We start from the raw sequence: 21,982 nt of genomic DNA on the forward strand, positions 1-21,982 counted from the left end.
CGATGCTCCTCGCTCATCCCCACGACCGAAACCCCCAGCGGTCGGCTACGGCGCACTCTACCGCTTCGGATGCGCCTGTGCGCGACCAGTTCTCGCCCCCTCCTCCGCCCTGGTCACCGCCCACAGCTCCACATCAAGAAAGCGGCCGTCCGGTTCCCGCCGAGCCCCGGTAAGCACACCCTCCCGCCGCAGGCCGGCCGCCGCAGCCAGCGCGGAAAGATGGGGGTGGTCGGTATCGATGCGAACTTCGACACGTTCCACGCCGAAATCCTCGAATGCGGTGGCGATCAGCAGAGCGAGCGCGGCTGCGGCCGAGCTGGACGCGTGCTGCGGACGAAACCCCATGGCAAGGCTCGCGTTCGGCCCGGTCGGTACGAGCTCGAGCCAGCCGATCGGTTGCCCGACCGCCAGAACGTCGTAGCCATCGGGAGACGCCCCGCGATGTAGACGGCCGCGAATTGGTCGCTTGTGCAATGAAATTGGCTGATTGTCCGTATCCACGCCATCGATGCGGTCCGGCAGTGCGTCCCCGCCACCTCGCCGCACCGCCGAGATAACACCCCGCGCCAACGTGCCCAACAGAAAGCGAAGACCGACGGCGAAAACCGCCACACTCCAGCGCACCGCGTCTCGCGCGCCCATGGTCACCGCGTCTCGCTCGCCCACGGGGATCGCGCCTGGCTCGCGGGGTTCGGTGTCAGGTGTGGGCGAGGTGTCTCGCGCGCTGGCGGACAGTGTGTCTGGCGGGTTCGTGGGTGCGGATCGTTGTGGGCTCCGGGTGCGTGAGCGCCGCCTGCGGCCGGACCGATTCGTCTCCGGGCGCTCGGCGCGGACGCCTGCGGCGATGAGGCCCGCTACCCAGCCGCCGGGTGGCATCTGGTCGGTGGTGACGGCCCAGAGTTCGTGGTCGCGGGGGTGGCCGCCGACGGAGAGGGCGCGAACCATGGTGGCTTCCAGGCGCATTCCGGAGCGGCTGGTTGCCAGGCGGGCCGGTCGGTTGTCGACGCAGGTGGGGGCGGTGACACGGTGTAGGCCGAGGGTGGTGAAGGCGTAGTCGACAGTTAGTGCGCCGGCGAGGGAGCCGACGGCGTGGCGGGCGGAGCGGGAGTCCATCCAGATGCCGAGTTCGGCGGAGCGGTGGTGGGGGTCGATGGGGTTCAGGGCGCATTGGCCGGCGAATTCGCCGTCGATCACGATGCTCAGGGGGAGGGCGCGGCCTCGGGCCCAGGCCCAGCGGAGGCGGAGGTATTCGCGGATCCACCAGGTTCGGGTGTGGCGTTGGTCCCAGGTCAGGGCGGAGGTGGTCCAGTACGGTTCGATGAATTCTCGGTCGCGCAGGCGGATCTCGCGCCAGCGGTCGAAATCGGTGAGCCGGGTATTGCGGACGATCATGCTGTGTCCGTCGACCTGCAGGGGACCGAGGCGGACCCGGCGCAGGGCGGATCCACGGACCGCGGCAAGGTGCGGCATGAACCAGAAGCTACCCGACCGCTCACAGGTTCGCGAGAAGTTGCAAAGACTCTGCGGTTGTGGCTAATTGAGTTACCGTTGGCACAGCAAGCCGCGCCAGTTCGCAAGGTTCGGGCAGCCCTTGCAGATGACCGGGGGAGGTCGAGATGGGAACCGGACTGCCGTGCGGTGGGGCCGGACACCGCATTCTCATCGAGAACAGTGAGTACTGGCTGCGCAACTACGGTGACCTCGCCATGCTCGAGGTGACCGTGCGCCGCATTCGCGAGCGCTGGCCACTGGCCACCGTCGGCGTCATGACCGAATCCCCGGCGCTGGTGGCCGCCTACTTCCCCGGTGTGCTGGGAATCACCGTGGGCGACCGCGACCCCTGGGGCGCGCCAGGCCGGATCGAACGTTTCGCCGCCGCGGCCGGTCCCGCGGTGGCCGGACCGCCCGCGGTGGCCGCGCTGCGCGCCCGCGCCTGGGCGCTGCCGAAGGCGATCCGGGCGCGAGATCTCCTGCGGGACACGCTGTCTCGGAGATCATCGGCGGCCGAGCCGGAGGCGTCAAGCACCTCCGAGGCTGTGCCTACCGAGGATGTCGTCCCGAGAATCGAACGCCGCCATCCCGGTGCGGCACGAGCCGTCCGGGAGTCGTCACTGGTCGTCGCGCTCGGCGGCGGATACATGACCGACGCCGATATTCCGCAGGCCGGTCGGGTGCTGGACCTGCTCGAATACGCCTGCGGCGCGGGAATTCCCGCCGCCATGGTGGGTCAGGGCCTCGGCCCCCTGCGCGATCCGGAACTGCGCGCCCGCGCCACCCAGGCGCTGGGCAAGCTGCCCCTCATCGCCCTGCGCGAGCGGCGGCGCGGCCCCGAACTCCTCGAATCGCTCGGCGTGCCGTCGAGCGCGGTCGTGGTCACCGGCGACGATGCGATCGAACTGGCCCAGGCCAAGCGAAAAGTTAGCCCGGGCAATGACATTGGTGTTTGCCTGCGGGTAGCCAAATACTCTCCGGTGGCCGCGCGAGCCCAGGAAACGGTCGGCTCGGCGCTGCGCGCGGCCGCGAGCGAATTCGGGGCACGGCTGGTGCCGCTGATCATCGCCGAGACCCCCGGCTCCCCGGATCGGGCGACCACGGTGCCGCTCGTCGAGGGCAGCGCGAACCCGGTCGAACCGGTCGGCAGATTCGTCCGTCCCGGCGCGGTGGCCACCGCGGTCGGCCGCTGCCGCATGCTGGTCACCGGCGCCTACCATCTCGCCGTCTTCGCACTGAGCCAAGGCATTCCGGTGGTCGGCCTGACCTCCACCGAGTACTACGACGACAAATTCCTCGGCCTGGCCGATATGTTCGGCGGCGGTGTCCGCCTGGTCCACCTCGACGATCCGGAGCTGAACGCCCACCTGCCCGCGGCCATCCGCGCCGCCTGGGACGAGGCCCCGGTGCTGCGGGAACCCTTGCGCGCCAGCGCCGACGCCCAAGTGCTGGCCAGCCGCGCGGCCTTCGAGCGACTATTCGGGCTCCTCGAAGAAACCCACGCCGAACATGCATAGATTCGACCGGGAGGATCGGGACCGGGCCACGGTCCGGGCCTACGAACTCATCGGGCGGTGGGACGACACCGTCGAACTGCCGCGCTACGATCTGGCGCCCCCCGCGCCTCCGGTCGAAGCCCCGCCCGGCGACGACGGCAACCTCACCAAGCGAATCGGCAAGGTGGCGGCGGCTTCCGCGCTCGCGCTGATCTTCGGCGAGCTGGTCTCGCTGGCCCAAACCGTCGCGCTGGCACGGTTGTTGAGCCCCGACGAGGTCGGCATGTTCGCGGCGGGCACGGTCATCACCATGCTGCTGACCACCTTCGTCGAGGGCGGTCTGCGCTCGGGGCTGGTGCAGCGCGACGAGCAGGTCGCCGACGCCGCCGAAACCGTCTTCCGCGCGACACTGGTGAACGGTCTGGCGGTCACCCTCGGCGCGCTGGCCGCCGCGCCGGTCATCGGCCTGCTCTTCCACAATCGCACCATCGGCACCATCGCCGCGGTGACCTCGGGCTTCCTGCTGCTGTTCTCGCTGACCAATGTTCCAGAAGCCCTGCTACAGCGGGAATTCAGCGTCAAACGCCGAATCATCGTGGGCCCGGCGGTGTCGGTCAGCTTCGCCGTGGTGTCGGTGGCGCTGGCCGCGTGCGGGTTCGGCGTGTGGAGCATGGTCGTGGGCACCTACGCGTCCTACGTGGTCTGGGTCGTCGCGGTGTGGTGGCTGGCGCGCTGGCGGCCCGGCCGCGGGCACGCGTCGATCCGAATGTGGCGCGAGCTGGCCCGATTCGGATCGCCCGTGGTGGTCAATATGATCGGCGCACGCGTGCAGACCATGGTCGAGGCGGCGGTGGTCGGGCGCGGCCTGAACTCCGCGTCGCTGGGCTTCTACCGCTACGGGCAGCGCATCGCGCAGATCCCGGTCCGCTTCATCGTGGAAGTCGGTGCGGTGTCGCTGTTTCCGGCCTTCGCCCGCATTGCCGAGGACGGCGATCCCGAACGCCTGGCGGCGGCGTATCTGCGGGCCATTCGGCTCACCACGGTCGGCGCGGCCCTGCTGTCCGGGCTCATCATCGTCTTCGGCGAGCAGACCGTGGTGTTGGTGTTCGGCGCGCGCTGGCGGGAGGCGGGCACGGTGGTCGTGGCCATGGCGGGTCTGGGCCTGGGCAAGGCCTGGATGAGCGTGGGCGAGGAAGCCATCAAGGGCGCGGGACGCACCGCACTGCTGAACTGGCAGACCATGGTCGAACTGGGCCTGGGCATCAGCCTGCTGCTGGTCGGCATCAAATTCTTCGGACTGATCGGCGTCGGCCTGGCGACCTCGACGACCATGCTCATCGTGGGCGTCGTGGTGACCATACTGGCGCGCTCGGTCATGGGCGTCCGCGTGCGCGATCTGCTGCGGGCGGTCGGCCCACCGCTGCCCGCCGCGGTCATCGCCATCGGCGTGAGCTGGGTGCTCGAACACCGGATCCTGCATTCCGATGCCCGGCCGATCGCGCTGGGCATCGGAATGCTGCTGGTGGGCGTGCTCGCCTTCACCGTGTTGTACCTGCTCGTGCTGTACGTGCTCGCACCCGACATCGTGATCGGATTCGCGCGGTTGGCAGCACGATTGACCGCCCGTCTGCGTCGTAACGGCCGCGCCCGGCGCGCGATAATCCCAGACGCGCGGCTTCGAACCCCGAGGGAGACGAATTGAACAGCGCCACAACGGTTCACCTCCGCAGACTCTGGCGCAGGAAATGGCTGATTCTGGCGATCACCGTCCTGGCGGTGGCGCTGGGTTTCGTCTCCACCCGGGATCTGCAACCCGCCTACACCAGTCGGTTGACCCTGACGATCGGTTCGCCCAATCGCGCCCCCGATCAGGACGCGGTGCTCTCGGTCGGCTACGCGCAGTACTTCATGGATCCGGCGTATCAGTCGAAACTGCGGTCGGCCAAGACGGTTCCGGCCGACGTGACGCTGACCGCGCGGACGGTGGCGTCGAGTCCGATCCTGTATCTGGAGGCGACCGCCTCCACGCCGCAGGTGGCCAAGGACGCGGCGACCAAGGCGGGCAGCGCCTTCCGCGACGAGATCAATGCGAGTCTGCGCGCCGCGCAGGATTCGGCCATCGCGGCGGTGCGCAAGCCCTTCGACGATATTCGCGCCGCCAACGGCGTGGTGAGCGACGCGTCGCTGACCCAGATGCAGGATCAGATCAACCGTATCAATGCCGACACCTCGAACAAGCTCATCGATTTGCAGGCCGCCTCGGATCCGGTGCGCACGGTGCCCTCGCGGCTGCCGACGCTGCTGACCTACGGTGTCGGCGGGCTGCTGGCCGGTGTGGTGGCCGCCTACGCGGTCGCCCTGGCGTCGCGGCGGTTGCGCAGCGCCGACGAGATCGAGCAGCGGGTCGGACTGACCGCGCTCGCGGTGGTGCCCGGCCCGTCGAGCAAGCAACCCGGGTTGCGGGACAAGGCCTTCCGGCAGGTGGCCACCGCCGCCGGTCTGGCCGTTCCGGCACGCAAGGCCACGATCGCGGTCACCGCGCCCGAATCCAGCACCGGTATCGCGGCGGTCGCGCGAGCCATCGCCGAGGAGCGCGCACGACAGGGCGTGCGCACCATCCTCGTGCACGCCGATCTGCGTCGCCCCTCGGGCAGCGGCGTCGGTGAAGTGGTGTCCGGCCGCGTCGAATTGGACACGGTGCTCAGGGCCACCCGCATGCCGGAGTTGCGGGAACTACAGCCGGGCAGCACGGGGGAGGACCCGTTCACCGCGCTGAGCCGAGAACGGTTCGCGCGCTTGCTCTCCGACCTGCACGAGCTGGCCGATCTGGTCGTCGTCATCGCCCCGCCGGTGAACGACGCGGTCGAGACCCAGGTGCTCGTCGCCGAGGCGGCGACCACGGTGCTGGTGCTGGACCGGTCCATGAAGGTGGGCGCGGCACGCCAGGCGCGGCATCTGCTCGACGGGGCGGGAGCGACGGTGCTGGGCGCGGTGCTCGTCGAGGGCGATGAACCCGAGGAGGCCGCCGAACCGCCGCCGCCCGCGGACCCGCCGACCGAACGCATTCGCTGGAACCACGCCGACGCACAACCCCTCAGCCCCCGACAGTGACGTACCGCAGTGACGAAAAAACAACGGGCCCTGTGGGTCTCGACCAGTATGTCGACGCGCGGCGGCGTGGCGTCGTTCGTGCGCGATATGCGCTCCACGCCGCTGTGGGACGAATGGCACATCGACCATGTGCCCACCCACCGGGACGGCAGTATCGCCACCAAACTCGCGGCGTATCAGGTGGCGGTGTTCGTCTACGCCTACCGGCTGCTGGTGCACCGGCCGACGGTGGTGCACCTGCACATGTCGTCCTACGGCAGCTTTCCGCGTAAATACCTGTTCGAACTGCTGGCCCGGGTGCTGCGCATCCCGGTGGTCCTGCATGTGCACGGCTCGGATTTCAGCGTCTTCTACGAGGGGGCCAATCGCGCGCTGCGCGCCGCCATCCGCGATTCCATCGGCGGTGCGGCGGTGGTGATCGCGCTGGGGGAGCCGTGGGCGGACGCCCTGCGCGCCATCGCCCCGACCGCGCGAATCACGGTGGTGTCCAATGCCATCCGCCCGGCCGCCCCGGTCGACCAGCGGCCCGGCCATCCGGTGCGGGTGCTGTTCCTGGGCGAGGTCGGCGAGCGCAAGGGCACCTTCACTCTGCTCGAAGCCTGGCATCGAATGCTCGACGCGCGCGGTGACGCGCCGCCGCCGCGGCTGACGGTCGCCGGGGCCGGCGCGGTCGAGCGCGCCCGCAAGATGACCGCCGATCTGGGCATCGCCTCGACCGTGGAGATCACCGGATGGCTGGAGCCGCAACGGGTTCCCGAACTCCTGGACGTCTCGCAGGTGCTGGTGCTGCCCTCGCATCGGGAAGGGCAGCCGATGGCCATTCTCGAGGCCATGGCGCGCGGACTGTGCGTGGTGACCTGCCCGGTCGGTGGGATACCCGACATGATCGACGAACGCTGCGGGCTGGTGGTGCCGCCCGGCGCGGCCGAGGACCTGGCCGTGGCGCTGGGGCGCGCCATCGACGACGACGCCCTGCGGGAACGATTGGGGGCGGCGGCATTACAGCGCGTGCGCGAGGAATTCGACATCGACGTGGTGTGGCGGCGCTTCGACCGCATCTACCGGGAGATCGGATCGTGAACCGACCGATCCGGGTGCTGTACCTGGTTCCGGACCTGCGGGTGGGCGGGGCCGAACGACACGTGACCACCCTCATGCCCCATCTCGACCGCGGCCGCTTCACGCCCTCGGTGCTGTGCATCGGCGAGGAAGGGGAGCTGTTCGGCGAGCTGGCTGCCGCGGGAGTGCCCGCGCGGGCGCTGCACCGAACCAAACGCCAAGCGGTGCGGGCACTCTGGGACATCGCGCGGGTGCTGCGGCGCGAGCGACCCGACGTGGTGATCACGCGCGGCTACAACGCCGAGGGGCTCGGTCGCGTCGCGGCCTGGCTGACCAGGGTCCCGAATTCGGTTGTCTGGGTGCACAATCACGGCGATGTCGAACCGCGCGGGCGGGCTCGGGAGCTGGCCGACCGGGTGCTGGATCGATGCACCGCAGCCTATTTCGGGGTGGCCAACGCCCAGATCGACTACATGACCGGCGAACTCGGCTATCCAAGGGAGAAGATCCGGATCATCCACAACGGGGTGGATCCGGCGCTCTACGAGACCAGCGACGACCGCGGCGCGATCGCCGATCTCGGCATCGGCGCTGACGAACCGGTGGTCGCCATCGTGGCGGCCCTGCGCCCGGAGAAGGACCACGAAACCTTTCTGCGTGCCGCGCGCCGGGTGGTCGACACCGTGCCCGAAGCCCGATTCCTGATCGTCGGCGACGGTCCCGAGCGCGGCCGAATCGAAGCCCTGACAAGGGAATTGGACATCGGCGATCGGGTGGTCCTCGCGGGTTCGCGCCCCGATGTCGCCGATGTTCTGCGCGCCGTGCAGGTGGTGGTGCTCAGCTCACACAGCGTCGAGTGCTTCCCGATGGCGGTCCTGGAGGCCATGGCCGCCGGACGCCCCGCGGTATGTACGGCGGTGGGCGGCGTGCTGGAGATGGTCGAGGACGGCGTGACGGGCTACCTGGTCCCGCCTCGCGACCCGAATGCCTTGGCGGACAAACTGATCGCCGTGCTCACCGATGAGCCCCTGCGCCGCCGCATGGGCGCGGCCGCGCGGGTCCGCGTGGAAACCGAATTCAGCTCGAAAACCAGCATCACGGCCGCCGAGCGGGCCGTGGAGGAAGTTGTGCGCAGGGGATGACAAGCGTGGCGGGACAACACATTCTGATTTTGGTCGAGAATCTCTCGGTGCCCTTCGATCGGCGGGTGTGGCAGGAGAGCCGCGCGCTGGTCGACGCCGGATACCGGGTGACGGTCATCTGCCCGATGGGCACCAAGCAGGATCGCGAGGCCGAGGCCAGCATCGAAGGCGTCGACATCCTGCGCTACCCCTTGCGACCGGCCACCGGGGGACCGGCCGGATATCTGCGCGAATACTCGCTGGCACTGTTCCATACGCTGCGCATCGCGCTGCGCGTACGCCGGGCCGGACCGATCGACGTGGTCCACGCCTGCAATCCGCCGGACCTGCTGTTCCTCATCGCCCTGGTGTTGCGAATCGGCGGCACCCGCTTCGTCTTCGATCACCACGATCTGGTGCCGGAGCTGTTCCTGTCCCGCTTCGAAGGCGGCGGCACGCTGCTGTACCGGGCGTCGATGTTGTTGGAGCGCATCACCTTCGCATGCGCGGACGCGGTCATCTCCACCAATGAGAGCTATCGCCGCGTCGCCATCGAACGCGGGCGCATGGACCCGGACAAGGTGACCGTGGTCCGCAGCGCGCCGGACCTGTCGCGATTCGTCCCGCGCACACCGGATCCGGCCCTCAAGCGCGGAAAGGCCTATCTGGGAGCGTATCTGGGCGTGATGGGCCCGCAGGACGGCGTGGATTATGCCCTGCGCGCCATCGCCCACCTGCGAGACGACCTCGGCCGCACCGACACCCACTTCATCTTCATGGGCGCGGGCGACGCCTTCGACGACCTGGTCGCGCTGTCGAAGGAACTGAAGCTCGACGACATCGTCGAATTCACCGGCCGGGTCTCCGACGAGTTCGTGCAGACCTGCCTGTCGACCGCCGACATCTGCCTGTCCCCGGACCCGTACAACCCGCTCAACGACGTGTCGACCATGAACAAGGTCGTCGAGTACATGGCGATGTCACGTCCGCTGGTTTCCTTCGAACTCACCGAGGCCCGGGTCTCGGCGGGCGAGGCCGCGGTCTACGTCCCCGCCAATGACGAGGCCGCTTTCGGCGCGGCCATCGCCGAACTCCTCGACGATCCGGTGCGGCGCAAGCAGATGGGTGAACTCGGCCGCGACCGGGTCGAACGCGAATTGTCCTGGGACACTTCGCGACAGCGACTGCTGGGCTTCTACGCCGAGCTGTTCGCCGCGCGCAATTCGGCCCGGTGAGCCCGACCCGCCTCGAGCGGGTTCACCTTCGGAGGTCGGGGCAATCGATCGGCGGCCCCGACCGTCGCGCCGACCAGCGCGAAGACCATGGTGCTCGGATAGTCGAACAGCCGCAGATCCACGAAAACACCGCCCAGCAGCAATGAGACGAACGCCGTGGCCGCGGTGAAGGCCAACGGACGACCCATCAGCCCCTCGGCGGGCAGTCGCAGATAGGCCAGCAGGAGCCGCCGCGACAACAGGATCAGCACCGTCAACCACAACAGCAGCCCGACAATGCCGAGCTCGGCGAGAATGCCCAGCTCGGTCTCGTGGGCCGGAATGCCGAGCCCGCGCTCCCACGGGGTGAACGGCGAATACTGTTGGTGCCGATAGGTGTTCACCATGACGAACCGGCCCAGACCCCACCCGCTGAACGGCTTCTGCGTCCACGCCCACACCGCGGTGGTGTCGGCATTGAGCCGGTCGTAGACCTCATTGGTCGAGGCCACACCGCCCGCCTTGCGGTCGGCGGAGGTGAACGTCGACCAGTTCATGGCGATGATCGTGGTCGCCGCGAGGGCCGTCACCACGAATCCGGTGCGAAAACCCTTGCCCAGCACGATCGCCAGCAGCACCACCACCGCGAAATCCAGCCAGATCGAGCGCGTGTGCGTCAGATACACCGACACCGCGCACGCCGCCGCGATGACCGCCAGCCCGATCTTCTGCCAGCGCGGCCGCTTCTCGCTGCTCATCAACACCAGCGACAGCACATACCCGACAATCAGGATCAGGCCGTTGACCTCCGGCTGATTCGGCAGCCCGCAGGCGCGCTCGGCCCAGGCCGGGGCGTAGGCAATGTATTTGGGCCAGATCAGACTCTTCGGCCCGTAGAACTGCATGATGCTCACCCACGCCGAGTACGCGCTGCAGCCCAGCAGCGTGCCGACCAGGAATCCGACGGCGGCGCGGGTGCTGAAGATCATGCGCGCGATCAGATAGGTGGCGAACGGCATGACCGTGCCGATGATGAGATAGCGCCGTAGGTCCAGCATTTCACCGGTCAGCGGATACAGGATGGGCTGGTATTCGTGCGCCTGCAGAATCGAGTTCAGATTCCACAGCACGTACAGCAGCATCGCGCATTCGATGGCACCGATCCGCACCCGGCGCTCCGGTCGGCCGCGCATCCAGGCCAGCGCCGAGATGATCAGGCCGCCGAAGGCCAGCACGAACGGGTCGGTGGTCGGCAGGATCTTGGGGATCGCGGGACGCAGGAAGGTCGCCACCATCATGAAGACGAAGGCCCACCGCGGATCCCGCAGACCGATGACCGCCATGGCCGCGGCAATGCCACCGGCCGCCGCCACCACACCCAGTCCGCCGGGCGCCTTCTTCGACAGCTCGAGCATGACGCCGAGCCCGACCACCAGCGCCGAGGCGATGATGACCAGCTGACGCACCCGCTCGGCCGTCGGACCCGCGAACCCGAACTGCCGGAAGCGATCCGCCACCGGACCGGGAATCATCGGCGGATCCAGCGTCGCAGCGGACCCCGGCCCGCGGCGGAGTCGATCAGCACCGCGCCGAGCACCTCCGCGCCGACCTGGTTCACCGCCCGCACCGCCTCGGTCACTTCCCGCACCCGGGTCCGGCCGCACTCGATCACGAGGATGGTGAGGTCCGCGACATCGGCCACGATCTGCGCCTCGGCCGCGAGGCTCAGCGGCGGCACCCGCACCACCACGAGATCGGCGGCGGCACCGGCGGTGTGCAGCAACTCGCGCACCCGTCGGCGGTCGAACAGCGGGTAGGGATCGCCGCCGGCGGCACCGGACTTGATCTCCGCGAAACCCGCCGCGCCATGGTGCGTCAGCTCCCGCAGGTCGCGGATGCGGCCCTCGAGATAGTCGACGACACCCGCCTGCCCGTCGCCCGGATCGCGCAGATCGGTGTCGAGGAAAATGGTCTTGGTGCCCTGCGCCGCCCGGTGCTCGGCAATGGCGCGGGCGATATGGGTACCGCCGGGTCCGCGCGAAACCGGAGCCACCGCAATCGAAGTCGGCGTCCGCGTACATTCCCGCGAGACGAGATTGGCCACGTGGCGCAGCGCCACATCGCGGCGGGCATCCCGGCGCGGACTGCCCCCGGCCGGAATCACGTCCAGCGGTTTGACTCCGGTCTTCTCGGCCACGTCGTAATCGGTGTAGAGCCGCCGCGTGCCCGCCCCGGCCATGAGCGCCACCACGCAGCCGAGGATGAGGCCGCCGATGATGCCGGTGCCCATCGTCTTGGTCTTGCCGGGACCGATGGGTGTCGCGCCCGCACCGGATTGCAGGACGGTCAGCCGATTCTGGGTGTCGGCATTGAGAACGTCGATGGCCTGCTGCAACTGGATCTGCGCGCTGTAGGCATTCGGGTCGTTGGCCGCCAGCCGATCACTCCACACCTTCATCATCGACGCCGTCATGGCATCGGCGGTCGCGGCCCGGTTCGCGTCCAGACGGCCATTGACATCATCGACGTACAGCTGCGCGACCTTGGGGGCCGCGGCGACGGCCGCCGCCGCCGAATTCGCCGTCACCTGCACGTAGAACAGGGGACTGGCCGCCACGAACTGCGCCGAGAAGCTGTTGATGCCGTCCGGGAAACCCTTCTTGTGCCCGAGCGAGGCCTGATACGACGGATCGTTGAGGTAGTAGGTGAACCCCTGCGCCAGAATCGCGTCCTGGGTGGGCGGGCGGTTCGAACCCGCCGAAACCAGCACCCGCGCCGTATAAGTCGTCATGCGCCCGTGTGCGGTGTAGTACGCGCCGAACGCCACCACCAGCGCCACGGCCGCCACCAGCCAGCGGCGCTGCCAAATGCGGTCGATGACCACGCTGAGCGTGCTTGTTCCCATGTCTCCCCCGGTCATCGGTGATCGATCTCCACGACGACCCGCGTCGGATTCGTCAGTCCGGTCACCCGGAACTTGCGCTGCGGGGTCACCAGACCGATAAAAGCCTGTGTCACACCGCGCACCTGGCTGGCGTAGCGCACCTCGCCGACCGCGACCGTCCCCGCATCGGTCACGACCTGCGGACCCGAGTAGGCGGGCGCGCCGGAACCGAACGGATTGGCGGCCTCGCGAATCAGCACCTCGATCACCGACTCCCCGGTCACCGGGAACGCGGCCCGGGTGCCGTTCTGAATCGGCTGATTCACGTAGTGCACCGCCCAACCCGGAATCGAGGCGCCGGTGAACTCGAAGGTCACCTGATCGGCCGAATTCGTGTGCGCCAGTGTGATGCTCGTCAGACCGATGCCCACCGCGCCGGGGTCCGGAGTGCGGTCGCGGGCCGCGAATTCGTCGACCGTCTCGGTCGTGGTCACCGTGACCGGCTGATTCGGCTGGGTGTCCGAACCGCCGCCGCAGGCCGCGACGCTTCCGGCCAGGACCAGCGAAACCGCCGCCAGCACCGTCGATCTCGCGCAGCGACCGTCCACCGCGGCCCCACCTCTCTCATCACACGCCCCCGCCACTACGTTCTCGCAACTACGTCCGCTGCCCGGGTATCGTGGGCCGCCGCAGCGGTGTTTCGTCCGTTGTCGACCTGGGTTTCACACTCGACCCGGGCTCCACGACCGCGGTCTTGAGCTTTCCACTCGCGGGCCGGGGCAGCACGTCGAACACCCGAACTCGCAGCTCCTGCCCGGATCCGAACTGGCGCGCGATATTCCGGCGGGCGTGCGCGGTGGTGCGGGCCTCGGAGAATCCGGTGCCGGGCACCACCCGCAGTTCGAAGACACCCGGCCGCAGCTGGGCGATCTGGGCCTCCCGCAATCCGGTCAGATCGTCCACGATGCTCGACGGCAGCGGCAGGGGGCGGCCGTCGGCGGAGACGAAGGTGTCCTCCACGCGCCCGTCCACCACACCCAACAGCGGGAACGCGCGCCCGCACGGGCACGGGCCGGGCGTGGCCGGGCGCACCTCGTCGCCGGTGCGATAGCGGAACAGCGGAAAACCCTTGTTCTGCAAGGAGGTTCCCACGATCTCCCACCGGTCCGGCGCGTCCGGCACCGGCAGCAGCTCCACGATCCCGTAGTGCGGGAAGACGTGATAGCCGCCCGCCTCACAGACCCCGGCCATGGCGGCCCGCTCGGTCTGCCCGTAGTGGTCGACGATCGGCGCGTCGAAGACCCGCGCGATGACGGCGCGCTGGCCGGGGGCCATCACCTCCGAGGAGGTGATCACCGCCCGCACCGGGATGCGGATGTCGCGGTCGCGCAGCAGCGCCGCCAGCAGCGCGATGCTCGACGGCCAACCCTCCACCACATCGGGGCCGAAGCGGCGGATGTCCTCGGCGATCACGTCCACGCGATCGGGGGTGAGGTGATAGCTCGACACCAGCAGCTGACGCGCGCCCGGCACCGTCAGGGTCGGGCGCTTGCCGTCGGTGGCAAAGGTGTTGCCGCGCAAGATGACTCGGCGCGCGTTCGGGGAGACCCCGAACCAGCTCCACTGCCGCTCCAGCGCCGCCACCTCGAACATGGCCGAGCCGAGGGTGCGATGGCATTCGATCGGCACCCCCGAGGTGCCGCCGGAGCGCGCCGAGCGCATGAGCCAGCGCGGCAGCGTGCGGAAGTCGTCGGACCGTTCGGCCAGATCCTGGCGCGAGAGCAGCGGCAGCCGGGTCAGATCGTCGAGGGTCCTTATCGACCGGGGATCGACCCCGGAGGTCCGGAAGAACTCCCGGTAGAACGGCGAACGCCGGGCCGCGATGCACACCAGCGCCCGCAGCCGTTGCTCCTGATATGCCCGAATCGCATCGGCGTCAGCGTGTTCCAGTTCGCGCAGGCGTTTGTGCAGGCGGCTGCGCTGCGGATGCGTTCGTCGTAGCTGGTACTTCAGTGTCAAGCCGACTGTCGATAGTGCCATCAATCCGCGATCCCCCAGCCGGTGCCCGAGTTTGCCCCGGCATAGTCTCCACCCCCGACCGCAATGTACACGACGGAGGCGAGACCCGTCGTGCACCGCACCGGCCGATAATAACGCCAGCGAATCTCCGAATACGTTGGTATAAAACAATTCGGCGGTAGCGACGATCCCTGGTGGTGGGCAACGTGGACGAGCAGGACCGGTGGGTGGGCGACGGAGAGCCGCGGCGAACAGGCCGCGAACTGGGGGTGAGCGTCTTCGGACTGGGATACGTCGGCTGCGTGTCGGCGGCCTGCTTCGCTGCTCGCGGGCACGCGGTGGTCGGGGTGGACGTGAATCCGCAGAAGCTGGAGTTCATTCGGCAGGGGCGCACGCCCGTGGTGGAGGAACGCATCGGCGAACTCATCGCCGAGGTGGTGGCGGCCGGTCGGCTGACCGTCACCGAGGATGTCGCGGAAGCCGTTGCGAACAGCGATGTTTCGATCGTCTGCGTGGGCACGCCCTCCGGTAGCGGGGGTGGGCTTTCCATGGCCTACCTGGAACGAGTCAGCGAGCAGATCGGGGCCGCGCTGGCCGACAAACCCGGCTGGCACGTGATCGCCTACCGCAGCACCATGGTGCCCGGCACCTGCGAGCACAGCCTCATCCCGATCCTCGAACGCACCTCCGGCAAACGCGTGGGAATCGACTTCGGGGTCTGCGTGAACCCCGAGTTCCTGCGCGAGGGCAGCAGCGTGCGCGACTTCGAGAACCCGCCCAAAACCGTTATCGGCCAAAGCGACGAGCGCACCGGCGACGAGATGACCAGCCTCTACGACGGGCTGCCCGGACCGCGCTTCCGGGTGCCCATCGCCGTGGCGGAGATCACCAAGTACGTCGACAACAGCTTCCATGCGCTCAAGGTAACGTTCGGCAACGAGATCGGTGCGCTATGCGCAACACTCGGCCTCGATTCGCACGCGGTCATGGACATCTTCCTGGCCGACACCAAGCTCAATATCAGCCCGGCCTATCTGCGGCCCGGCTTCGCCTTCGGCGGCTCCTGCCTACCCAAGGACGTGCGGGCGATCAATCACACGGCGCGCCAGCACGATCTGGAACTGCCGGTGCTGCAGAACGTGCTGGTCTCCAACGAGGCGCAGATCCGGCGCGCGGTGGATCTGGTGATCTCGCTGGGGCGCAAGCGGGTTGGCATCTTCGGCCTGTCGTTCAAGGCCGGGACCGACGACCTGCGCGAGAGCCCGCTGGTGGAATTCGCCGAGCGACTCATCGGCAAGGGCTACGACGTACTCATCTACGACGCCAATGTGGCGCTGTCGCGGCTCATGGGCGCGAACCGCGACTTCATCGAGGAGCGGCTGCCGCACATCGGCGAACTGCTCACCGATGACATCGATGCCGTTGTGGCACACTGTGAGATCTTCATCGCGGGGTCCAAGGAACCCGCGGTGGTCGCGGCGGTGGACGGGCTCGGGCCCGAGCGCACCGTCATCGATCTGGTGCGTCTGCCCGGGGCGGCGCAGCGGCGGCAACAGCCGGGTTATGTGGGTATCGGGTGGTAACCGGTAGGGGGAATTCGATGGGGGCAGCACCCGCGTTCAGCTTTCTGACGACGGCGTACAAGACCGAGGCGTATCTGCGCGACACCATCGAATCGGTGGTGGCGCAGACGTTTCCGGACTGGGAGCTCATCGTCGTGGACAACGGGATGTCCGACGAGATCGCCGAGATCGTCGAGTCCTACCGCGAGGATCCGCGGATTCGGCTGGTCCGGCAGGAGAACAAGGGCTACGACGGCGGTGTCATGGCAGCCTCGGCGGTGGCCACCGGGCGCGCCGTGGTGGTCCTCGACAGTGACGACCAGGTCATGCCCGAGTTCTGCGAGACGATCCAGGCGGTGTTCGACGCCGAACCCGGAATCGACGCGATCGGTTGCGACGCCTACCGATTCGACGACACCGGCGCGGACCTACCCGTGGCGTACTACCGCTCGACCAATGTGAAGCAGAAGCCCGATCCGGCGCATCGGTTGACCCTGACCGATCTGCTCGGCGGACTCATGCCGTACTACACGGCCGCCATTCGCCGACCCGCCTGGGACGCGGTCGGCGGCTACGACCGCGGTGGGCAGGAACTGCACGAATCGGTGGCCATCTGGATCCGCATGGTCGGCCGCTACGACATTCGCGTCCTCCCACAACGCCTGGCCCGCTTCCGAATTCGCGGCGACTCGCTGACCCGGGACCCGGCCAAGGTGTACGCCTTCATGGAGGAGCTGGAACGCTCCTTCTCCTGGGCCGCCCCCGCCGACCCCGAAGCCAAAGCCGCGCTGGACAAAACCCTGCGCACCTTCCGGTACTGGGTCCTGCTCCGCAAGGCCCAACAGGCCCTGCTCGCCCACGACGACGCCGAGGCCCGCCGCTCCGCCCGCGCCGCCTTCGCCCAACGGAAAACCTTCCGCGCCGCCGCGGTCACCGCCGCCGTCACCGTGGCCCCGGGTGCGCTGCGCAAGGTGCACCCCCTCAAACAGCAAGTATCCGAACGCATCACCCGAATCGCGGGCCGCATAGCAACCGCCACCCGCCGGTGACCCCCAACGACCCCGCAACCCCCACCGGCACACCGACCGAAGTGGCCGTATCCGAGTCCGGTGGGCTGCGCGGGGTTTTGCGGCGCGGGGCGGTGCTGTCGGCCATCGGGATGGGATCGGTGCAGGTTGTCGCGCTGATTCAGACGCTGGTGCTGGCGCATTTGCTGTCGCCCGGGCAGGTGGGTGTGTTCACGGCGGGGACCGTGTTGACGACCTTCGTGGTGGTGTTCTCGCACAGTTCGTTGAGTCATGCGCTGATTCAGCGGCAGGACGAGGTCGACGATGCGGCCGAGACGGTCTTCTGGGTGACGCTGGGGTCGGGGGTGGTGGTCGCGGGGGTGTTGGTCGCGACCGCGCCGGTGCTGGGGGTGGTCTTTCACAGCGGGCAGGTGGCGGCGGTGGCGGCGGCGTGCGCGGGGACGGTGGTGTTCACCTCGCTCATGTCGGTGCCGGACGCGATGATGCAGCGGTCGTTCCAGTTCGAGCGTCGGGTGATCGTGGATCCGGCCAATGCGGTGGCCTTCGCCGGGGTGTCGATCACCTTGGCGGCGTGCGGCTTCGGGGTGTGGGCGCTGGTCGCGGGATACTACGCCGCGGTGCTGGTGTCCGCGGTGGCGGCCTGGCGACTGTCGCGGTGGCGGCCGGGGCGCGGGCGGTTCCGGGTGCGGGTGTGGCGGGAGATGGCCGTGTTCGCGCTGCCGCTGCTCATCGAGAGCGTCGTGGAGCGGGCCATCGAGGCGTTCGAGGTGATCTTCGTCGGCCATCGGTTGCGCACCGACGCGCTGGGCAACTATCGCAATGGTCGCAGGCTGGCCTTTCTGCCGGTGATGGCGATCATCCAAATCTGTTCGTATGTCCTGTTTCCGGCCTTCGCGAGCATCGCGGGGGAGCGGGAACGCTTCCGGCGCGGCTTCCTCACCGCGTTGAGCTGGATGTGGCTGGCCGTGGTGCCCGCCTCGGCGCTATTGGCCGTGCTCGGGGAGCCTGCGGTGGTGCTGCTGCTCGGGCGGCCTTGGCAGGGCGCGGGCGTGCTGGTGGAATCCATGGCCGGGGTGGGCATCGGCTACGCGCTCATGTCGGTGTGCGCGGAGGCGCTGAAGGGAGCCGGACGACCCGAGGCGATCAACTGGATGACCGGGGTCGGCGCGGTGACCGCCATTCCGCTGGTACTGATCCTGGTGTCGCACGGCCTGTTCGGCGTCGGCGTGGCGCTGTCGGTGTCGGCCCTGCTCACCGGACTGACCGGTCTTGTGAGGTCGCGTACCGTCGTCGATGTGACCCGAGGTGAACTGGCGCGTTGCCTGCTACCCCCGCTCGTCGCGGCCGCCCTCGCCGCCGTCGCGGCGAGTCTGCTCGAGCATCTGGTCCTGCACGCCGGACAGCGAGCCGTCGCGCCCGGCCTGGGACTCCTCGTCGTCGAGACCCTGGCCTTCGCGGCGCTGTTTCTGGTTGTGCTGCGGGTGATTTCGCCCACCTCACCGGTATTCGCGGTGCGGCGACGGTGACGCGGAAGTGGGGCGGGTTTCGAACCCGCCGCCGGTGGGTGCTCGCCGGTGTCGTTCTCGCCGTCCTGGCGGCGGTGTTTGCCGCGGGTTTCCCGGTCTATGTCCGCCCGCAGGTGGATCCGCTGCGGCCCGCCGACGCCATCCTGGTCCTCGGTGGCGAAGGCGTCGAGCGGTACGCGCTCGGACTGGAATTGGGCCGTCGCGGATACGCCTCGACGGTGCTGTTCTCCAATCCCTATGGCGAGGACACCGATATCGACGAGGTGCGTGAACCCTGCCGGACGCCGCAAACCGGATTCACCCTCGAATGCTTCGCCCCGAATCCGCCGACCACCCTGGGGGAGGGGCGCGAACTGCGTCGGCTGGCCGGTGAGCGCGGCTGGAAGACGGTCATCGTCGTCACCATGCGGCCGCACCTGTCGCGGGCGAGATTCATCCTGCACCGGTGCTTTTCCGGCGATCTCATCATGCGGCCCACTGAGCAGGAGATCCAGCCCTGGTACTGGGCCTGGTCCTACGTCTATCAGACCGCCGGTTACGGACGGGCGCTCATCGATCGCTGCTGAGCTCGGCGCTGCCGTCGCGGCTCGTGTCGATGGTCAGCGTGTGGCGGCCGCCCGCCTCGGTCCAGTTCGCCCGAATCTCCTCGCCGGAGAGACCGATCCGGAGGTCGCGGACCGGCTCGGCGTCGAGACTCAACACCGTGACCACCGCGAAAGGCCCTGCGCCGCCGCAGCGAGCGCCGATCAGCCAGGACGGTTCCCGTGACTCCAGCCGTTCCGACCACCAGCCGAGATTCGTCTGCTCGTCGCCGCGGACCCGTGCGGTATCGAGGGGGACCGTCGCGGCATAGGCGAGCGCCAGCAGCGGATTACCGTCCACGACCGCCACCTGGCCGCCGTCGACCTCGCTCACCTCCAGGGCCGGGTGCAGGGGCCAGGACACGTCCGCGGTGTGAATCCCGGTGCCGGACAACAGATCCACCACGGCGACGGCGTCGCGATCGGGCGGCGCGATCAGCCAGCGCCGATGGACCACCGGCTCGGCCAGGCGACGGTATCCGTCGTGTTCGGCATCCACCACGCCGCGCTCGATATCCACCGCCCGCACCCGGACCCCGGCGTGCGCGCTCCACATGAACGGCCCTGCCACCACGGACTGATCCATCCCGTCCACGGTCACCGTCGCATGCGCCCGCGTACTCCGGTGCGCCGCACGCCATTCCGGATGCCCGTAATAGCTGGCCGTGCCCGGATCCCCGATCAACTCGACCCCGTCGGCGGCCAGCGTCACCGCCAGCGCGTCCGCGTGTCCGTGCGCGGCGATCGAGAGATAGCCGAGCGGACCGACGTCCATCGTGATGCGCCGACCCCGCGAACGCAGCACCACCAGACCGCCGTCGGCCGCGTAGCCGCTGCCCGGAACCTCCGACGCCACACCGGATTCGCTGTCCGCGGCGGTGGAGGCGGTGCCGAGCGCGGCTCGCCACCACGCGGCGGTCACCGTGTCGGTGGCGGCACGCGCGGCCGCCGGGTCGGGGAGCAGCGCGTTGACGATGCCCAGGTGTTCACGCACCGTACGCACCTCCTCGGGCCCGAGCCGCAGGGCGAAACCGCCGTCGTCATCGCCGAATCGCGGCTGGGGATCGGTATCGCCGACCAGCAGCGCCAGATACCGCGCGCTGCGGGTGATCGCCGCTCCGAGCCGCGGCGGCGGGGTGCCGCGCAGGGCCAGCAGGCCGTACACGATCCCGAGCAGTTCCACGGTGAAAAGCTGATAGGCCACAGCCTGTTCCGCGCCCGCACCGTCGGCCAGTATCTGGCGATCGGCGTGTTCGGCGAGCGCCGCCAGCGCATCCCGCTCCCAACGCACCGCGTCGGGCAAATCCGGCACCAGGATCGCCACCACCGCGAGCCCGGTCAGTTCACCGATCAAATGATTGTTGGCCGAACTGAACAGCGAGCGCTCCGCCCAGCAGCGGCGCGCGCTCTCGGCCAGCAGCGTCACGATGCGCGCGTAGCGCTCGGCGGTCAAACCCGGTGCGGTGCGCAGACCCTGCACCGCGATGGCCACCGAGATCGCGCGCAACCCGCACTCGAACGCCCCGCGCCAGGCGATGCCCGTGCCCGGCGGCTGCTGCTCGATCCAACCGTCGAGGTGCTCGAAGGCGGCATCGGCGAAGCGGTCCTCACCGGTGAACAGCCACGCCTGGGCCAGCCACGGCAGATGCTGGAGCCGGTTCAACTCCCAGATCCACTTGGGATCACCGGCGGCGGTGCGGTGGTCGATGCGTTCGGAATTCACGCTGGGCCAGCGGATTCCGGACTGCGCGTCGAAGTTCCAGTCGATGCTGGCACCCACGCCGACCAGCGGATAGCCGAAATACCGCACCTTGCCCGCCAGCACCTGCTCGGCGGCGGCGACCACCGCCGCGACCTCGTCGGGGCACTGCACGGCAAGCGATTCGGCGCGCGCGCGATCGAGCAGGACCGGTCGATCCGTGCCGTCGCGGAAACGCTCGAGCAGCCCCGCCCAGTCGGGCTCGACGCGCCCGAAGATCGAACTCCGCGCCGCCGCCCACGTGATCGGCCGGTTCAGCGCGCGATATCGCAATCGTCCTGCGCGCCAGATGATCTCCGGGCCGCTCATGGCGCGCAGCCGACGCAGATACCAGTTCAGGCGGCTCACCCTGAGGGCCCCTTCCGACACGGCGTGCACACACCCCCGTGGAAATACAACGGTGTGGACCATACCGCGAGAATTGGTTGTGGACCGGCTGACCGGTGAGGGAGGATCAGCCGGTGATCGACTCCAAGGAGAGCCTGCGGCGCTACCTCGCTGAGGATCTGGCGGCCAATGGCCTCGAGCGCTGGCGGCTGCGCTACCGGCTGACCCAGCGGCCGGTGTATTTCCAGCGGTTGCTGCGCAAGTCGGAGTACTGGGGCAATGTTCGCACCGACCCGCTGGGGCGGGTGCTGTTCGCGTGGTACGCACTGCGCGTCAAACTGCTGGGTGAGCGGCTCGGATTCACGGTGCCGCGCAATGTGTTCGGCCCGGGGCTGTCGATCGCGCACACCGGGCTGCTGTGCGTGAACTCCGGAGCCAAGGTCGGCGCGCGCTGTCGGATCCACCACGGCGTCTCGCTGGCCAGCGGCGCGCCCGGGCGGTGGCCGATCATCGGCGACGACGTCTGGATCGGGCCCAATGCGATTGTGGTGGGCGTCACCATCGGCGATGGCGTGGAAATCAAGGCGGGCGCGGTCGTGACCAAGGACGTTCCGGCGGGGGCGCATGTCGCCGGGGTGCCCGCCAAGATCATCCGCAATCCGGACGGGTCTCGCCCGGCCAAGTCGGACATCGATCACGCCTCGCGGTAGTCTCGCCAATTCGGCGATGTGGCAACGCATTACAGGAACCGCACCGGCTCGGCGAGAATCGGCACCGGCGCTCGGGCACGACTACTCTGAGAAG

General features: G+C 68.9%; 17 protein-coding genes. 11 read left to right on the forward strand and 6 right to left on the reverse strand.

Annotation, left to right across the window (positions count from 1 at the left end):
• Positions 1 to 57: 57 nt before the first annotated feature.
• Positions 58 to 1,470, reverse strand: coding sequence for a GNAT family N-acetyltransferase (locus VMT65_RS22605; RefSeq protein ID WP_326310359.1), 1,413 nt, complete (start codon positions 1,468 to 1,470; stop codon positions 58 to 60).
• A gap of 146 nt (positions 1,471 to 1,616) precedes the next feature.
• Here VMT65_RS22605 and VMT65_RS22610 point away from each other — a divergent pair, with 146 nt between their 5' ends.
• Genes VMT65_RS22610 through VMT65_RS22635 form a run of 6 tightly spaced genes read left to right on the forward strand, consistent with a single transcriptional unit; the run spans position 1,617 to position 9,513 of the window.
• A complete protein-coding gene (locus VMT65_RS22610; protein ID WP_326310360.1) occupies positions 1,617 to 3,008 on the forward strand; it encodes a polysaccharide pyruvyl transferase family protein in 1,392 nt (463 codons plus the stop codon).
• Complete coding sequence (locus tag VMT65_RS22615) at positions 3,001 to 4,689, forward strand: oligosaccharide flippase family protein (protein WP_326310361.1); 1,689 nt, start codon at positions 3,001 to 3,003, stop codon at positions 4,687 to 4,689. Before VMT65_RS22610 ends, VMT65_RS22615 begins: the two co-directional genes overlap by 8 nt.
• Positions 4,686 to 6,098: a Wzz/FepE/Etk N-terminal domain-containing protein gene (locus tag VMT65_RS22620; RefSeq protein ID WP_326310362.1), complete on the forward strand. Its 1,413-nt coding sequence runs from the start codon at positions 4,686 to 4,688 to the stop codon at positions 6,096 to 6,098. Before VMT65_RS22615 ends, VMT65_RS22620 begins: the two co-directional genes overlap by 4 nt.
• Before the next feature lie 9 nt (positions 6,099 to 6,107).
• Positions 6,108 to 7,178 (forward strand): glycosyltransferase family 4 protein, encoded by a 1,071-nt coding sequence (locus VMT65_RS22625; RefSeq protein ID WP_326310363.1) that lies wholly within the window; start codon positions 6,108 to 6,110, stop codon positions 7,176 to 7,178.
• Positions 7,175 to 8,299, forward strand: a complete 1,125-nt coding sequence (locus tag VMT65_RS22630; RefSeq protein ID WP_326310364.1) for a glycosyltransferase — start codon at positions 7,175 to 7,177, stop codon at positions 8,297 to 8,299. The genes VMT65_RS22625 and VMT65_RS22630 overlap by 4 nt, the downstream gene beginning before the upstream one ends.
• Positions 8,300 to 8,304: 5 nt before the next feature.
• On the forward strand, positions 8,305 to 9,513 hold the full coding sequence (locus VMT65_RS22635; protein WP_442790293.1) for a glycosyltransferase family 4 protein: 1,209 nt from the start codon (positions 8,305 to 8,307) through the stop codon (positions 9,511 to 9,513).
• Here VMT65_RS22635 and VMT65_RS22640 read toward each other — a convergent pair.
• Genes VMT65_RS22640 through VMT65_RS22655 form a run of 4 tightly spaced genes read right to left on the reverse strand, consistent with a single transcriptional unit; the run spans position 9,474 to position 14,395 of the window.
• Positions 9,474 to 11,024 carry an O-antigen ligase family protein gene (locus VMT65_RS22640; RefSeq protein WP_326310366.1) on the reverse strand — a complete coding sequence of 517 codons (1,551 nt, stop codon included), beginning with the start codon at positions 11,022 to 11,024 and terminating at the stop codon, positions 9,474 to 9,476. The two genes, VMT65_RS22635 and VMT65_RS22640, sit on opposite strands and share 40 nt — an antisense overlap.
• On the reverse strand, positions 11,021 to 12,397 hold the full coding sequence (locus VMT65_RS22645) for a hypothetical protein (protein WP_326310367.1): 1,377 nt from the start codon (positions 12,395 to 12,397) through the stop codon (positions 11,021 to 11,023). The genes VMT65_RS22640 and VMT65_RS22645 overlap by 4 nt, the downstream gene beginning before the upstream one ends.
• Positions 12,398 to 12,408: 11 nt before the next feature.
• Entirely contained in the window at positions 12,409 to 12,984 is a 576-nt protein-coding gene (locus VMT65_RS22650; RefSeq protein WP_326310368.1) for an AMIN-like domain-containing (lipo)protein, read from the reverse strand.
• Positions 12,985 to 13,033: 49 nt separating this feature from the next.
• Positions 13,034 to 14,395: a phenylacetate--CoA ligase family protein gene (locus tag VMT65_RS22655; protein ID WP_326310369.1), complete on the reverse strand. Its 1,362-nt coding sequence runs from the start codon at positions 14,393 to 14,395 to the stop codon at positions 13,034 to 13,036.
• A 206-nt stretch (positions 14,396 to 14,601) separates the two neighbouring features.
• Here VMT65_RS22655 and VMT65_RS22660 point away from each other — a divergent pair, with 206 nt between their 5' ends.
• From VMT65_RS22660 to VMT65_RS22675, 4 genes are read left to right on the forward strand one after another with little or no spacing between them, the layout of a single operon-like run.
• On the forward strand, positions 14,602 to 15,978 hold the full coding sequence (locus VMT65_RS22660) for a nucleotide sugar dehydrogenase (RefSeq protein WP_326310370.1): 1,377 nt from the start codon (positions 14,602 to 14,604) through the stop codon (positions 15,976 to 15,978).
• Positions 15,979 to 15,995: 17 nt separating this feature from the next.
• Positions 15,996 to 17,006 (forward strand): glycosyltransferase family 2 protein, encoded by a 1,011-nt coding sequence (locus VMT65_RS22665; RefSeq protein WP_326310371.1) that lies wholly within the window; start codon positions 15,996 to 15,998, stop codon positions 17,004 to 17,006.
• Positions 17,003 to 18,511, forward strand: a complete 1,509-nt coding sequence (locus VMT65_RS22670; protein WP_326310372.1) for an oligosaccharide flippase family protein — start codon at positions 17,003 to 17,005, stop codon at positions 18,509 to 18,511. The genes VMT65_RS22665 and VMT65_RS22670 overlap by 4 nt, the downstream gene beginning before the upstream one ends.
• Entirely contained in the window at positions 18,508 to 19,077 is a 570-nt protein-coding gene (locus tag VMT65_RS22675) for a YdcF family protein (protein ID WP_326310373.1), read from the forward strand. Before VMT65_RS22670 ends, VMT65_RS22675 begins: the two co-directional genes overlap by 4 nt.
• Here the strand turns inward: VMT65_RS22675 and VMT65_RS22680 are convergent.
• Positions 19,061 to 21,199, reverse strand: coding sequence for a heparinase II/III family protein (locus VMT65_RS22680; protein WP_326310374.1), 2,139 nt, complete (start codon positions 21,197 to 21,199; stop codon positions 19,061 to 19,063). The genes VMT65_RS22675 and VMT65_RS22680 overlap by 17 nt on opposite strands.
• Before the next feature lie 113 nt (positions 21,200 to 21,312).
• Between VMT65_RS22680 and VMT65_RS22685 the strand changes: the two genes are divergently transcribed.
• Positions 21,313 to 21,888: a DapH/DapD/GlmU-related protein gene (locus VMT65_RS22685; RefSeq protein ID WP_326310375.1), complete on the forward strand. Its 576-nt coding sequence runs from the start codon at positions 21,313 to 21,315 to the stop codon at positions 21,886 to 21,888.
• The last annotated feature ends 94 nt before the right edge of the window (positions 21,889 to 21,982 follow it).

Origin of the sequence: Nocardia sp. CDC153 (genome assembly GCF_035818515.1) — a bacterium.
GTDB lineage: Bacteria > Actinomycetota > Actinomycetes > Mycobacteriales > Mycobacteriaceae > Nocardia.